The organism is Pseudomonas sp. NPDC087612, assembly GCF_044743505.1.
Taxonomy (GTDB): domain Bacteria; phylum Pseudomonadota; class Gammaproteobacteria; order Pseudomonadales; family Pseudomonadaceae; genus Aquipseudomonas.
This window is the reverse complement of sequence record NZ_JBIUWO010000004.1, coordinates 162,961-177,152: the sequence shown is the minus strand read 5'-3', so window position 1 is coordinate 177,152 and position 14,192 is coordinate 162,961. Positions and strand designations below refer to the sequence as shown.

Below are 14,192 nucleotides of genomic sequence, written 5' to 3'. Positions count from 1 at the left end.
TGCGATTCCCCACAATGTTAGCGTTTTTGTGTCAGAAAACCCACTTCATGCCACTTTCTGCCACTTGCGCACACTATAGGAATCCGCCTACCACACCGTCAAGGCACGCTTATAAGGAAATCCCTTACAGATCGGAGATTTAGCGCGCACAGAGAAGATAGAAGGACAATTCGGAAGGGATTTTGACGAAAAAACTCAAACCCACTCAGACGGATAGAGAGCGAAGTTAAAGTAATTTATTAAGAGTAAGATTTTTTCGGTATTACCAGCACGCATCTGCTATCGATTCAAGCAGGAGGGGAAGAGGTGGAGAGTCGATCTGTAAGCCGGGTTCTGTCGAGGACAGTCATTCCTCTACGACGGCCATCACTGGACGCCTTTAGCAACCTACCCGGTTCCAACGCGGGCCGCGCCATATGGAACCCTATTTGGTCTTGCTCCGAGTGGGGTTTACCTAGCCATGAACTGTTGCCAGTCATGCGGTGCGCTCTTACCGCACCTTTTCACCCTTACCGGCACCGAAGTGCTTAGGCGGTTATTTTCTGTGGCACTTTCCGTAGGCTCGCGCCCCCCAGGCATTACCTGGCACTCTGCCCTATGGAGCCCGGACTTTCCTCCCCCCTCTATTGCGGAACAATAGAAGGCAGCGACTGTCCAATCGACTCTCCGCCGCAAAGGTTAACGGTAGCGGGCGCCAAGAACAAGCGATAAAACTGATAATAGCACTATAACATCAGTGGGCTTTCTGTTTTTCCAGTGCCGCCTGGTACAGCAGGTTCTTGCGCACCCCGGTGATTTCCGCCGCCAGCGCAGCGGCGCGCTTGAGCGGCATTTCCGCCAGCAGCAGGTCGAGAATACGCATTGCCTCGCTGCTGACCGCCTGCTCATCTTCCGGCGCGGTATAGCCCGCCACCAGCACCACACACTCGCCACGCTGCTGATTGCTGTCAGCCTCGACGAAGGCGCGCAGCTCGGCCAGCGGCAAACCCTTGAGGGTCTCGAAGGTTTTGGTCAGCTCGCGGGCCAGCAACGCCGGGCGCTCGCCACCGAATACCTCTTCCATGTCCTGCAAGCACTCGAGAATCCGGTGTGGTGCTTCGTAGAAGATCAACGTGCGCGGCTCTTCCTTTACCTGACTCAGGCGCGCGCGACGTCCTACAGCCTTGGCTGGCAGGAAGCCTTCGAAGATGAACCGGTCCGACGGCAGGCCAGCGGCCGACAGCGCCGCGATCAGCGCGCAGGCACCGGGCACCGGCACCACGGCGATTCCGGCGGCGCGGGCCTGGCGTACCAGGTGATAGCCAGGATCGGAAATCAGCGGCGTACCGGCGTCGGAAATCAGCGCGACGTTGTCGCCCGCCAGCAAACGGGTGATAAAACGACTGCCCTCATCACGCTCGTTGTGCTCGTGGCAGGCAGCCAGCGGCGTGTTGATACCAAAGTGCTGCATCAGACGAATGGAGTGACGGGTGTCTTCGGCGGCGATCAGCGCCACATCACCGAGTATTTTGAGTGCCCGGGCACTCATGTCATCCAGGTTGCCGATCGGCGTGGCCACCACGTAAAGCGTGCCCGAAGTGGATTGGGAAGCCCCTGGAACATCAGTCACTGCACACACCTGTCGTCATGATCAAAGCGCCATTGTAGCCCGAGAGTCGGCAACATTGGGCAATCAGGATTGCCGCAAAGCGGCGTTCCAGCACCTATATTGAAGGATTAACGCCAGCAAGATCGCGCCCCGGCCAGCGCTTGGGTACAATTGCCAGTTAATTTGATCGAGTAACAGGACCCTTACATGATCGCTTGCCTGCGGCTGTTCACAGCCCTTTGCCTCGCCGCCCTGCTGGCAGCCTGCGCCAGCTCGCCCTCGTCGAGCCTCGGCGAACTGCCGCGCACACCGGATGCCAGCATCGAGCAACTGCTTGAACAGGCCACCACCAGCAAGACGCCGGAGCAAGCTGCACTGTTGCGCCTGAGCGCCGCCGACCTGGCCTACAAGCAAAAGGACAATGCCCGCGCCGCGCGCATCCTCGAGCAGGTGCCGCTGGAGCAGCTCAAACCGGCCCAGCAGATCTTCGCCAGCACCCTGGCGGCAGAACTGGCCATGAGCCGCAACCAGCCGAAAATGGCCCTGGCCGCCTTGAGCCACCCAAGCCTGGCGCGCCTCAACGAGCTGCCGGAAGATCAACAGATCCGTACCCGCAGCGTGCATGCCGCAGTGCTGGAAGCCAACGGCCAGCCACTGGCCGCCGCCCAGGAGCGCGCGCAATTGACGCCGCTACTCAAGGGCGATGCTGCCAACGCCAACAACGACGCGATCTGGAACCTGGTAGCCGCCACCCCGCGCGATCAGCTCAATAACCTCAGCAGCGGCACCGACAACATGGCCGGCTGGGCCAGCCTGGCCCTGGCGGTAAAAGGCGCCGGCACCGTCGAGCAGCAACAAGCCGCCATCGACGCCTGGCGCGCCCAGCACGCCGATCACCCGGCCGCCGCCCAGCTGCCACCGTCGCTGATCAAGCTGATGGAGCTGACCAGCCAGCCGCTGACCAAAATCGCCCTGCTGCTGCCACAGGAAGGCCAGCTGGCCGGCGTTGCCCGCGCCCTGCGTGACGGTTTCATGGCCGCGCACTTCCAGGCCCAGCAAGCCGGCCAGAAGCCGCCGACCATCGAAGTCTTCGACAGCTCGCGACTGACCTCGCTGGACGACTTCTACCGCCAGGCCCAGGCCTCTGGCGTGCAACTGGTGGTTGGCCCGCTGGAAAAACCGCTGGTGAAAAAGCTCGCCGCCTACCCGCAATTGCCGATCACCACCCTCGCCCTGAACTACAGCGACGCCGGCCAGAAAGGCCCGGAGCAGCTGTATCAGTTCGGCCTCGCCGCCGAAGACGAAGCCCGTGAAGTGTCGCGCCGCGCCCGCGCCGACGGCATGGTGCGCGCCGTCGCCCTGGTGCCGAAAGGCGAATGGGGCGACCGCGTGCTCAAGGCCTTCCGCCAGGACTGGGAAGCCAACGGTGGCAGCCTGCTGGCCGCCCAGCACATCGACCAGCCGGTAGCCCTGGCCCAGCAGATCGCCGAGCTGTTCCAGTTGCGCCAGAGCGAAGGCCGCGCCAAGAGCCTGCAAAGCACCGTCGGCGGCGCCGTATCGGCCCAGCCGTCGCGCCGCCAGGACATCGACTTCATCTTCCTTGCCGCCACCCCGCAGCAAGGCCAGCAGATCAAGCCGACCCTGAACTTCCAGTACGCTGGCGACGTACCGGTGTATGCCACCTCGCACGTTTACAGCGCCAGCGGCGACGTCAACCAGTACCGCGACCTCACCGGCGTGCGCTTTTGCGATACTCCATGGCTGCTCGACAGCGGCAACCCATTGCGCCAGCAGGTAGAACGTCAGTGGCCACAAGCGGCCGGCAGCCTCGGCCGCCTGTACGCCATGGGCATCGACGCCTTCAGCCTGGCACCACGCCTGGGCCAGCTGCGCGCGCTGCCGGAAAACCGCATTGACGGCCTGTCCGGCAGCCTGAGCATGAACGAGAACCAGCGCATCGAGCGGCAACTGCCGTGGGCCGAGTTCACCGGCGGCCAAATCAAACGCCTGCCCGACACCCCACGCTGATGCCCGACAGTTCGCGCCAACAGGCCGGCCAGGCCGCCGAACGGCAAGCCCTTGAATACCTTCAAGGGCAAGGCCTGCGGCTGCTGGCGCAGAACTGGCGATGCAAACGCGGCGAGCTTGATCTGGTCATGCTCGACAGCGATACAGTAGTATTCGTCGAAGTCCGCTACCGGCTGCACGCGGATTTTGGCGGTGCGCTCGCCAGTATCGACGGGCGCAAGCAGGACAAACTGGTGCTAGCCGCCGAGTCTTTTCTGCAAAAGGAAACACGCTGGGCCAACCACCCCTGCCGTTTCGATGTCATCGCCTTGCAAGGCAGAGGCCATTCGGGCCCACCGCTGGACTGGCTGAAAAATGCCTTCGAGTGCTGAACCCGTCACTGCCCTGCGCCATTACCCCTACAACTTTTTTGCTCTTTGCTTCACGGGCTGCACAGTCATGTGCCGGGACCTTTTTTGTATACTCCCGACGCGCCCGGCCAGCCGCCCTACTTAAGGTCACACTGATGGACATGCAATCCCGAATTCGCCAGCTTTTTCAGGCCAGCATCAACACCAAGCAACAGGCGATGGAAGTCCTTGCACCACACATCGAGCAAGCCAGTCAGGTCATGGTCAATGCGCTGCTCAACGAGGGCAAGATGCTTGCCTGCGGCAACGGCGGCTCGGCCGGCGATGCCCAGCACTTTTCTTCCGAACTGCTCAACCGCTTCGAGCGTGAGCGCCCGAGCCTGCCGGCCATCGCCCTGACCACCGACAGCTCGACCATCACCTCGATCGCCAACGACTACAGCTACAACGAAATATTCTCCAAGCAGATCCGCGCCCTGGGCCAGCCCGGCGATGTGCTGCTGGCGATTTCGACCAGCGGTAACTCGGCGAACATTATTCAGGCGATCCAGGCCGCACATGATCGCGAAATGATTGTCGTAGCTCTGACCGGGCGCGATGGCGGCGGCATGGCCTCGCTGCTGCTGCCTGAAGACGTCGAGATTCGCGTACCGGCCAACGTCACCGCACGTATCCAGGAAGTCCACCTGCTGGCGATCCACTGCCTCTGCGACCTGATCGACAGCCAACTGTTCGGGAGTGAAGAATGACCCCTAACCGCCTCGGCCTGATGGCCCTGACCCTGTGCCTGAGCCTCACCGGTTGCAGCTCGGTGCTCACCGCCACCCGCGACAAGCCGATCGAGGACGACCGCGGCACCCGCACCTTCGGCAGCAAGATCGATGACTCGCTGATCGAAACCAAAGTCGCGGTGAACGTCGCCAAGGCCAGCCCTGACCTGGACAAGAACTCGCACATTGTCGTCAGCAGCTTCAACGGCATCGTCCTGCTCGCCGGGCAAACCCCGCGCGCCGACCTCAAGGGCCTGGCCGAACAGGCTGCCGGCCAGGTCCAGCGGGTGAAAAAGGTGCATAACGAGCTGCAGGTGCTGCCGCCCTCCTCGATCCTGGCGCGCAACAACGACGCCTGGCTGACCACCAAGATCAAGACCCAGATGCTCACCGACAGCAACATTCCCGGTTCGCGCATCAAGGTCATCACCGAAAACGGCATCGTCTACATGCTCGGCCTGCTGACCCAGCAAGAAGCCTCGCGCGCCACCAACCTGGTGCAGGGCGTGTCGGGCGTGCAGAAGATCGTCAAGCTGTTCGAATACATCGACTGATAAACCCATCGCGGGGCAAGCGCCCCGCGATCCAACCATCCTTAGGAAGTCCCCATGAAAAACGGCCTGCTGCCAACCTTGCTGATTGGCGCCTTCGCCACCCTGGCCGGCTGCTCCACCCCAACCCAGATCACCCTCAACGACGGCCGCGAATTCCAGGCAGTCGACGCGCCGCACTACGATCGCGCAGCCGGCTTCTACGAGTTCAAGCAGCTCGATGGCAAGGTGATCAAGGTCAACAAGGACCAGGTCCGCACCATCACCGACCTGTAATCCAGGCCGGCAGACACAAAAAAGGCGATCCATGCGGATCGCCTTTTTTTGTTACTTGACCACCTTCAAGCTCGGACGCCCGCTTGGCCGCGGCGGCTGGCCGCCGGCAGGCGGACCGTCGTCATCCGGCTCGACGCTGTCGTCTTCTTCATCTTCATCATCGAGCAGCGGCGGCTCGAGTTCGAAGACCATACCCTGGCCGTTTTCCCGGGCATAAATACCGAGGATGGCACCGGCAGGCACGAACAGGGTGTGAGCAACGCCGCCAAAGCGGCCCTCGAAGCTCACAGCCTCGTTATCCATGTGCAGGTGACGTACGGCACTGGGTGAGATGTTGAGGACGATCTGGCCGTCACTGGCGAAGCTCTGGGGTACCTGGACGGCCGGGTATTCGGCGTTGACCAGCATATGCGGTGTGCAGTCGTTGTCCACGATCCACTCATAGAGTGCACGTACCAAATAGGGGCGACTGGAGTTCATCGACAGCTCCTTAAAACCTAGCGCATTTCACGTTCAGCAGCGGACAGGCTTGCCTGGAAGGCTTCGCGGGCAAACTGTCGCTCCATGTAGTCGAGCAACGGCTTGGCCGGCCGCGGCAGTTCGATACCCAACACCGGCAAACGCCAGAGTATGGGCAATAGACAACAATCGACCAGACTTTGCTCCTCACTCAAGAAACAAGGCTTGTCGGCAAACAACGGCGACACTCCGGTCAGGCTCTCGCGCAGCTCCTTGCGCGCCTGTACCCGTGCCGGCTCCTTGCTGCGCGGGTCGAGTATCAGGTCGACCAGCGCACACCAGTCGCGCTGGATACGGTGGATCAGCAGGCGGCTGTTGGCCCGCGCCACCGGATACACCGGCAACAATGGCGGGTGCGGGTAACGTTCATCGAGGTATTCCATCACCACGGTCGACTCGTACAACGCCAGGTCGCGATCGACCAGGGTTGGCACGCTGCCATAGGGGTTCACTTCAACCAGCTTGGGCGGAAGGCGACCAGGATCGACGTTGATGATCTCGACACTGACACCCTTCTCGGCGAGAACGATGCGCACCCGATGAGAATAATGGTCAGCGGGGTCGGAGTAGCAGGCTAACCGGTTGGTCACGCCCATAGTGGTCCTCCTCGCGTATGAATTTATAAATGCTGCAAATGCAAACGCGCCCTGCGAGCGCCCCTGTGATTCCAGAGGCGCCCCAGGGCGCGTTCAACTACCAGAAACTACTGCGTGATCAGTGCACGTCCTTCCAGTATTCGCGCTTGAGCAGATAAGCGAATACGAAGAAGAAGGCCAGATACAGCAGCACATAGGTACCGATGCGCTGGCTTTCCAGTTTGACCGGGTTAGCCGAGTAGGCCAGGAAGGTCACCAGGTTCTTGACCTTCTCGTCGAACTGCTCTGGCGTCAGGGTACCGGATTTCGGCGCCACGGTCAGCTGGTCGCATGCTTCATGAGTCAAAGGCGAGCCGGTCAGCGGGTCGTATTGCTTCTTGCCATCGACCACGGTCTGCACTTGCTTGCAGCCAATCACCTGGTTGCCCTGCAGGCCAACCAGCACGTTAGGCATGCCGACGTTGGGGAAAACCTTGTTGTTCACCCCGTACGGACGCGACTTGTCCTCATAGAAACTACGCAGGTAGCTGTACAGCCAGTCGGTACCACGGACCCGGGCAACCAGGGTCAGGTCAGGCGGCGCGGCACCGAACCAGGTCTTGGCATCTTCAGGCTTCATGCCGATCTTCATGTGGTCGCCAATCTTGGCGCCGGTGAACACCAGCTTCTCGAGCATCAGCTCGTGAGGAATGCCCAGGTCGTCAGCCACGCGCTCGTAACGCTGGAACTTGGCGCTATGGCAACCCATGCAATAGTTGGCGAAGGTGCGTGCGCCGTCCTGCATGGCGGCCTTGTCGGTCAGGTCGATATCGACCTTGTCCAGCTCCAGGCCGTGTTCGGCGGCGAAGGTGAACGCGGGCATCACTGCCAGAATCAATACTGCAAATAGCTTTTTCATCAGCCAGTCACCCTTTCCGGAACCGGTTTGGTCTTCTCGAGCCGGGTGTAGAACGGCATCAGAAGGAAGTAGGCGAAATACAGGAAGGTGCATACCTGCGACAGCAGCGTACGGCCCGGGGTAGGTGCCAGAACGCCGAGCACACCGAGGATCACGAACGAGATGCAGAACACCAGCAGCCAGACCTTGCTCATCCAGCCCTTGTAGCGCATGGACTTGACCGGGCTGCGATCCAGCCACGGCAGGACGAACAGCACGGCGATCGCGGCGCCCATGGCTATTACACCGAGCAGCTTGTCCGGAACGGCGCGCAAGATCGCGTAGAACGGAGTGAAGTACCAGACCGGGGCAATGTGCTCAGGGGTCTTGAAGGCGTTGGCCTGTTCGAAGTTCGGTTTTTCCAGGAAGTAACCGCCCATTTCCGGGAAGAAAAACACGATGGCGCAGAACACGAAGAGGAACACGACGACGCCGACGATATCCTTCACGGTGTAGTAAGGGTGGAACGCGATACCGTCCAGCGGCACGCCGTTCTCGTCCTTGTGCTTCTTGATGTCGACACCGTCAGGGTTGTTCGAACCGACTTCGTGCAGCGCCAGGATATGCAGCACCACCAGGCCGAGAATGACGATCGGCAGGGCCACCACGTGCAGGGCGAAGAAGCGGTTCAGGGTGATGCCGGAGATCAGGTAGTCACCGCGGATCCACTGGGTCAGGTCGTCGCCGATCACCGGAATGGCGCCGAACAGCGAGATGATCACCTGGGCACCCCAGTAGGACATCTGGCCCCATGGCAGCAGGTAGCCCATGAACGCTTCGGCCATCAGCGCCAGGTAGATCAGCATGCCGAACACCCAGACCAGTTCGCGAGGCTTCTGGTACGAGCCGTACAGCAGGCCGCGGAACATGTGCAGGTAGACGACGATGAAGAACGCCGAGGCGCCGGTGGAGTGCAGGTAGCGCAGGATCCAGCCGTATTCGACGTCACGCATGATGTATTCGACCGAGGCGAACGCCTCTTCGGCCGAAGGGGTGAAGCTCATGGTCAGCCACACGCCGGTGACGATCTGGTTGACCAGGACCAGCAGGGCCAGGGAGCCGAAGAAATAGAAGAAGTTGAAGTTCTTCGGTGCGTAATACTTGCTGAGATGGTCTTCCCACATCTTGGTCGCGGGGAAGCGGGCGTCAACCCAATCCATGAACTTACTCATCACGCGTTCTCCTGATCGACGCCGACGACAATGATGTCGTCCGACTCATAAGAGTGCGGCGGCACTGGCAGATTGAGCGGCGCCGGCTGGGATTTGTAGACGCGGCCAGCCAGGTCGTAGTGGGAGCCGTGGCACGGGCAGAAGTAGCCACCGACCCACTTCGGACCCAGGTCGACAGGTGCCACTTCCGGACGGAAGGTCGGCGAGCAGCCCAGGTGGGTGCACAGGCCGACCAGCACGAGGATTTCCGGCTTGATCGAGCGGTTCGACGGATCGACGTAAGTGGGTTGAACCGAAGCCTTGGACTCTGGGTCGGAGAGGTCGCCGGTGATCTTCTTGAGGTTACCGAGGATCTCCTCGGTACGACGGACGATGAACACCGGTTGGCCGCGCCACTCAGCAATCATCTGCTGACCAGGCTCTACCTTGGCGATATTGACCTTCACCGGTGCACCCGCGGCTTTCGCCTTGGCACTGGGGAACCATGACCCTACGAACGGGACCGCAGCCCCCACCGCTCCTGCAGCACCCACCACGGACGTGGCTGCTACGAGGAAGCGACGCCGGCCTGCATTGACGCCGTCATTGCTCATTCAGTCCTCTCCCATCAGCTTTATGGCCTGTTGCAACAGGCATCTACTAAGTAATTTCTGAACTGCTAAAAATTTGCCGCATGGTAATGAAAAGACCCTTCTCTGACAAGGTGATTAGCCTTGTGCCACCCCGCTATCCCTTGTAACTCTTGACTTGCGTCTATGCGGCAAGTTGTCACAGTAAACAACAGCATAGTTATTCAAGACATAAAAAAAGCCCGGTTCCACCAGGAACCGGGCTTTTTTTGAACGCCGAAGCGAAATTAACGCTTGGAGTACTGAGGACGCTTACGTGCTTTACGCAGACCCACTTTCTTACGCTCGACTTCACGAGCGTCGCGGGTGACGTAGCCAGCTTTGCGCAGAGCGCCACGCAGGGTTTCGTCGTAGTCCATCAGTGCACGGGTGATACCGTGACGGATTGCACCGGCCTGGCCGCTGACACCACCACCGATAACGGTGACGTAGATGTCGAACTTTTCGGTGGTCTCGGTCAGTTCCAGCGGCTGGCGTACTACCATGCGCGCGGTTTCACGACCGAAGAACACGTCCAGAGAACGGTTGTTGATGGAGATGTTACCGGTACCTGGACGCAGGAAAACGCGAGCGGTTGCGGTCTTGCGACGGCCAGTGCCGTAATTTTGAGTCGCCGACATAATGAACTATTCCGTTAAATCTTCAGTTCTTGGGGCTGCTGAGCAGTATGAGGGTGAGTAGCGCCCGCATAGACTTTCAGCTTACGGTACATGTCGCGACCCAGTGGGTTCTTAGGCAGCATGCCTTTAACCGCGGTCTCGATCACGCGCTCTGGGGCCTTGGCGATCAACTTCTCGAAGTTGATTTCCTTGATACCGCCCGGGAAGCCGGAGTGGGAGTAGTACATTTTGTCCGAAGTCTTGGCACCAGTGACACGAACCTGCTCGGCGTTGATGACGACGATGTAGTCGCCGGTGTCAACGTGAGGAGTGTACTCTGGCTTGTGCTTGCCACGCAGACGGCTCGCGATCTCAGTGGCCAGACGACCCAGGGTCTTGCCAGCAGCGTCAACGACGAACCAGTCGCGCTTTACTGTTTCCGGTTTAGCAGTAAAAGTTTTCATTCTTTATAGCCTCAGGGGCCGCCCAGCGAAAATAAGACGGCAGATCTTACTGGATAGTGCGCACCTTGACAAGTCAAGGACACAGCCGCACACGGACGCTATCGGGGGCTCGGGTCAGCGCGTCCAATATTCGGCAGGGTTCTTCTATGGAGCGGGGCATCACTCCCGCTGCACGGAGAGGGGCTGAATTATCCAGATTGCGAAAAAAAATTCAACCTGCTTTTATGCTTCTTTTAGACAGGAAGCAGTCGAATGGACTATCGCCAGCTGGGCCGAACCGACCTCAACGTCAGCGCCCTGTGCCTTGGCAGCATGACCTGGGGCGAGCAGAACGACCAGACCCAGGCCTTCGCCCAGATCGAACGGGCCAAGGCCGCCGGGATCAATTTCATCGATACCGCCGAGATGTACCCCGTCCCTCCCCGCCCGGAAACCTACGCCGCCACCGAGCGCATGATCGGTAACGGGTTCAAGCAGCGCGGCGATCGCGCCCAGTGGATCCTGGCCAGCAAGGTGGCCGGCCCCGGCAACGGCATCAACCATATCCGCGACGGCCTGCTCAAGCACAACCGCCAGCACATCGTCGCCGCCCTGGACGACAGCCTCAAGCGCCTGCAGACCGACTGGATCGACCTCTACCAGTTGCACTGGCCAGAGCGCAGCACCAACTTCTTCGGCAAGCTGGGTTACCAGCATGCGCCGCAAGACCTGTTCACCCCGCTGGAAGAAACCCTCGAAGTGCTCGACGAGCAGGTCAAGGCCGGCAAGATCCGCCACATCGGCCTGTCCAACGAAACCCCGTGGGGCACCATGAAGTTCCTGCAGCTGGCCGAAAGCCGCGGCTGGAGCCGCGCGGTGTCGATCCAGAACCCCTACAACCTGCTCAACCGCAGCTTCGAAGTGGGCCTGGCGGAAATCGCCATCCGCGAACAGTGCGGCCTGCTGGCCTACTCGCCCCTGGCTTTCGGCATGCTCTCGGGCAAGTACGAAAACGGCGCACGCCCGGCCGCGGGCCGCCTGACCCTGTTCAGCCGCTTCTCGCGCTACTCCAACCCGCAAACCGTGGCTGCCTGCAGCCGCTACGTGAAGCTGGCCCGCGACCATGGCCTGGACCCGGCGCAAATGGCCCTGGCCTTCGTCACCCGCCAGCCGTTCGTGACCAGCAACATCATCGGTGCCACCACCCTCGAGCAACTGGACAGCAACCTGGCAAGCGCCGACCTCAAGCTCAGCGACGAGCTGCTGGCGGCCATCGAGGCCATCCATCAGGACCAGCCCAACCCCGCGCCCTGAGACGCAATCCCGGTTCCCATCAACAAGGTGGGAACCGAGGGTAGACACAATCGCCAAAAAATAAGACGATCCAGCCGGTGATTGACCACTCTACCCTATAAGAATAAAGAAAATGATGTTTACCCAACCCACGGCGTCCTTGCGGCGCGTCAGTATCCTGGCCATCGACAATGTCTTCGCATCGACCCTGATGCAGGCCAAGGATTTCTTCCATCTCGCCAGCCTGCGCTACAGCAAGCAGTTGGGCCTGGGCCTGCAGCCGATGTTCGAAACCCGCCTGGTGAGCCCTGACGGCCAGCCTGTGCGCAGCTTCAGCGAAGTGATGCTGCCGGTCGACAGCGGCCTGGAGCAGGCCGACATCATCATCCTGCCGGCGTTCTGGGACGATTTCGATGCCCTCTGCCAGCGCTACCCGCAAGTATTGCCCTGGCTACGCGAGCAACACGCCCGCGGCGCCGTGCTCTGCGGCGAGGCCAGCGGCGTGTTCTGGCTGGCCGAAGCCGGGTTGCTCGACGGCAAGGAGGCGACCACCTACTGGCGCTTCTTCAGCCAGTTCGAAGAGCGCTTCCCCAAGGTCAGCCTCAACCAGGACAAGCACCTGACCGACGCTGACAACCTCTATTGCGCCGGCGGCACCACCTCGGCCTGCGACCTGTACATCTACCTGATCGAGCGTTTCTGCGGGGCCAACGTCGCGCAAGCGGTGGCCCGTGACATCCTCTACGAAGTACAGCGCAACTACACCCCGGGGCGCATGGGCTTTGGCGGGCAGAAACTGCACCAGGACTTGATCATCCTGCAGATCCAGCACTGGCTCGAAGAACATTTCGCCGACAAGTTCCGCTTCGAGGACGTGGCCCGCAACCACGGCATGAGCATCCGCAACTTCATGCGCCGCTTCCAGAGCGCCACCGGCGACAAGCCGCTGCACTACCTGCAACGGCTGCGGATCGAAACGGCCAAGGGATTGCTGTCGGGCACACGCAAAAGCATCAAGACCATCAGCTATGAAGTTGGTTATGACGATGCGAGTTTCTTTGCCCGGTTGTTCAGGCAGCACACAGAGTTGTCGCCGAATCAGTATCGGCAGCAGTTTATGCAGGAGGCCTGAAAGGCCTCCTCAGCTTCAAGCCTCAAGCTTCAAGCTTCAAGCGGCAAGCAAGAGCAAGAGCAAGAGCAAGAGCAGGATCAAAAGCAGCACGCGGTCGGCTCTTGATCCTGCTTGCAGCTTGAAGCTTGAAACTTGCAGCTGCTTTTAAGGCTTATGCGCCCGCGACAGGAATTCGTGGGACTGCATTTCCAGCAGGCGGCTCAGGGTGCGCTGGAACTCGAAGGTCAGGCGACCACCGGTGTACAGGTCCTTGAGTTCAACCTCGGCCGAGATGATCAGCTTGACGTTGCGGTCATAGAACTCGTCGACCATGTTGATGAAACGCCGGGCGATGTCGTCGGTGGCGACGCTCATCTGCTCGACGCCGCTGAGCAGCACGGCATGGAAGATCTTGCCCAGTTCGATGTAGTCGTTCTGGCTGCGCGGGCCGTCGCACAGTTCGCGGAATTCGAACCAGGCCACGTCGTCACAGGTACGCAGGGCGCGGATTTCGCGGTTCTCGATCACCAGCACATCGTTCTCGACCGCCTGGGTGCATTCCGGGGTCAGTGCCTTGAAGCTTTTGCGCAGGCTTTCGTGGGCCGCTTCGTCAAGCGGGAAGTGGAACAGCTCGGCTTGTTCCAGGTGCCGCAGGCGATAGTCGACGCCGCTGTCGACGTTGACGATCTCGGTGTTCTGCTTGATCAGGGCAATCGCCGGCAGGAAGCGTGCGCGCTGCAGGCCGTCCTTGTACAGGCCGTCAGGGACGATGTTGGAGGTGGCCACCAGGGTCACGCCGTTCTTGAACAGCTCCTCCATCAGGGTGCCGAGGATCATCGCATCGGTAATGTCGGAGACGAAGAACTCGTCGAAGCAGATCACCCGGGCCTCGTCGGAGAAGCGCTTGGCGATGATGGTCAGCGGGTTCTTCTCGCCCTTGAGGGTTTTCATTTCCTCGTGGACGCGCTTCATGAAGCGGTGGAAGTGCGTGCGCACCTTCTGCTTGAACGGCAGCGCTTCAAAGAAGGTATCGACCAGGTAGGTCTTGCCGCGGCCTACCCCACCCCAGAAATACAAGCCCTTGACCGGTGCCTGGTCCTTCTTGCCGAACAACTTGCCGAACACACCCGGCTTGTTGTTCTGCGCCGCGATCAGATCGTCGTACAGGCGCTGCAGATGACGCACTGCAGTTTCCTGCGCCGCGTCATGGAAGAATTCGGGACGTTTCAGATCTGCTTGATATCGTTCTAGGGGCGTCATAATTCGTTAGCAAGGTAACAAAAACGGGCCGTCACTGTAGCGACGGCCCGGGATAATGGCAATCAGACTT

General features: G+C 60.5%; 16 protein-coding genes and 1 other RNA gene. 7 read left to right on the top strand and 10 right to left on the bottom strand.

Features of this window, described 5'->3' with window-relative positions; translation table 11 throughout:
• Positions 1-306: 306 nt before the first annotated feature.
• Together rnpB and rsmI are read right to left on the bottom strand one after the other, a co-directional pair.
• Positions 307-666: RNase P RNA component class A (gene rnpB / locus ACIOVF_RS09705), an RNA gene on the bottom strand.
• Between the two features lie 67 nt (positions 667-733).
• Positions 734-1,609, bottom strand: a complete 876-nt coding sequence (gene rsmI, locus ACIOVF_RS09700) for a 16S rRNA (cytidine(1402)-2'-O)-methyltransferase (RefSeq protein ID WP_045197308.1) — start codon at positions 1,607-1,609, stop codon at positions 734-736.
• Positions 1,610-1,795: 186 nt separating this feature from the next.
• On the opposite strand from rsmI, the gene ACIOVF_RS09695 reads away from it, so the two are divergent.
• The 5 genes from ACIOVF_RS09695 to ACIOVF_RS09675 all read left to right on the top strand — a co-directional run bounded on the left by ACIOVF_RS09695 (position 1,796) and on the right by ACIOVF_RS09675 (position 5,563).
• Positions 1,796-3,616 (top strand): penicillin-binding protein activator, encoded by a 1,821-nt coding sequence (locus ACIOVF_RS09695; RefSeq protein ID WP_401289071.1) that lies wholly within the window; start codon positions 1,796-1,798, stop codon positions 3,614-3,616.
• Positions 3,616-3,987 (top strand): YraN family protein, encoded by a 372-nt coding sequence (locus ACIOVF_RS09690; protein ID WP_045197304.1) that lies wholly within the window; start codon positions 3,616-3,618, stop codon positions 3,985-3,987. The genes ACIOVF_RS09695 and ACIOVF_RS09690 overlap by 1 nt, the downstream gene beginning before the upstream one ends.
• A gap of 134 nt (positions 3,988-4,121) precedes the next feature.
• A complete protein-coding gene (locus ACIOVF_RS09685) occupies positions 4,122-4,715 on the top strand; it encodes a phosphoheptose isomerase (RefSeq protein WP_026001179.1) in 594 nt (197 codons plus the stop codon).
• Positions 4,712-5,290: a BON domain-containing protein gene (locus ACIOVF_RS09680; RefSeq protein ID WP_045197297.1), complete on the top strand. Its 579-nt coding sequence runs from the start codon at positions 4,712-4,714 to the stop codon at positions 5,288-5,290. Before ACIOVF_RS09685 ends, ACIOVF_RS09680 begins: the two co-directional genes overlap by 4 nt.
• A gap of 54 nt (positions 5,291-5,344) precedes the next feature.
• Entirely contained in the window at positions 5,345-5,563 is a 219-nt protein-coding gene (locus tag ACIOVF_RS09675) for a YgdI/YgdR family lipoprotein (protein WP_045197295.1), read from the top strand.
• 51 nt (positions 5,564-5,614) lie between these two features.
• On the opposite strand, the gene ACIOVF_RS09670 is transcribed toward ACIOVF_RS09675, so the two are convergent.
• From ACIOVF_RS09670 to rplM, 7 genes are all read right to left on the bottom strand, one after another.
• Positions 5,615-6,043, bottom strand: a complete 429-nt coding sequence (locus ACIOVF_RS09670; protein ID WP_045197293.1) for a ClpXP protease specificity-enhancing factor — start codon at positions 6,041-6,043, stop codon at positions 5,615-5,617.
• A 17-nt stretch (positions 6,044-6,060) separates the two neighbouring features.
• Positions 6,061-6,678, bottom strand: a complete 618-nt coding sequence (locus tag ACIOVF_RS09665) for a glutathione S-transferase N-terminal domain-containing protein (RefSeq protein ID WP_010220766.1) — start codon at positions 6,676-6,678, stop codon at positions 6,061-6,063.
• 118 nt (positions 6,679-6,796) lie between these two features.
• Entirely contained in the window at positions 6,797-7,576 is a 780-nt protein-coding gene (locus ACIOVF_RS09660) for a cytochrome c1 (protein WP_401289064.1), read from the bottom strand.
• Positions 7,576-8,787: a cytochrome bc complex cytochrome b subunit gene (locus tag ACIOVF_RS09655; RefSeq protein ID WP_045197292.1), complete on the bottom strand. Its 1,212-nt coding sequence runs from the start codon at positions 8,785-8,787 to the stop codon at positions 7,576-7,578. The genes ACIOVF_RS09660 and ACIOVF_RS09655 overlap by 1 nt, the downstream gene beginning before the upstream one ends.
• Positions 8,787-9,380, bottom strand: coding sequence for a ubiquinol-cytochrome c reductase iron-sulfur subunit (petA, locus tag ACIOVF_RS09650; RefSeq protein WP_010220763.1), 594 nt, complete (start codon positions 9,378-9,380; stop codon positions 8,787-8,789). Before petA ends, ACIOVF_RS09655 begins: the two co-directional genes overlap by 1 nt.
• A gap of 263 nt (positions 9,381-9,643) precedes the next feature.
• Positions 9,644-10,036, bottom strand: coding sequence for a 30S ribosomal protein S9 (rpsI, locus tag ACIOVF_RS09645; RefSeq protein ID WP_038998850.1), 393 nt, complete (start codon positions 10,034-10,036; stop codon positions 9,644-9,646).
• 14 nt (positions 10,037-10,050) lie between these two features.
• Positions 10,051-10,479 carry a 50S ribosomal protein L13 gene (gene rplM, locus ACIOVF_RS09640; RefSeq protein ID WP_010220758.1) on the bottom strand — a complete coding sequence of 143 codons (429 nt, stop codon included), beginning with the start codon at positions 10,477-10,479 and terminating at the stop codon, positions 10,051-10,053.
• Between the two features lie 252 nt (positions 10,480-10,731).
• On the opposite strand from rplM, the gene ACIOVF_RS09635 reads away from it, so the two are divergent.
• Together ACIOVF_RS09635 and ACIOVF_RS09630 are read left to right on the top strand one after the other, a co-directional pair.
• Positions 10,732-11,772 carry an NADP(H)-dependent aldo-keto reductase gene (locus tag ACIOVF_RS09635; RefSeq protein WP_045197290.1) on the top strand — a complete coding sequence of 347 codons (1,041 nt, stop codon included), beginning with the start codon at positions 10,732-10,734 and terminating at the stop codon, positions 11,770-11,772.
• A gap of 190 nt (positions 11,773-11,962) precedes the next feature.
• Complete coding sequence (locus tag ACIOVF_RS09630; RefSeq protein WP_177329159.1) at positions 11,963-12,883, top strand: GlxA family transcriptional regulator; 921 nt, start codon at positions 11,963-11,965, stop codon at positions 12,881-12,883.
• A gap of 144 nt (positions 12,884-13,027) precedes the next feature.
• Here the strand turns inward: ACIOVF_RS09630 and zapE are convergent, their stop codons facing one another.
• Complete coding sequence (zapE, locus tag ACIOVF_RS09625; protein WP_045197288.1) at positions 13,028-14,122, bottom strand: cell division protein ZapE; 1,095 nt, start codon at positions 14,120-14,122, stop codon at positions 13,028-13,030.
• Between the last annotated feature and the right edge of the window lie 70 nt (positions 14,123-14,192).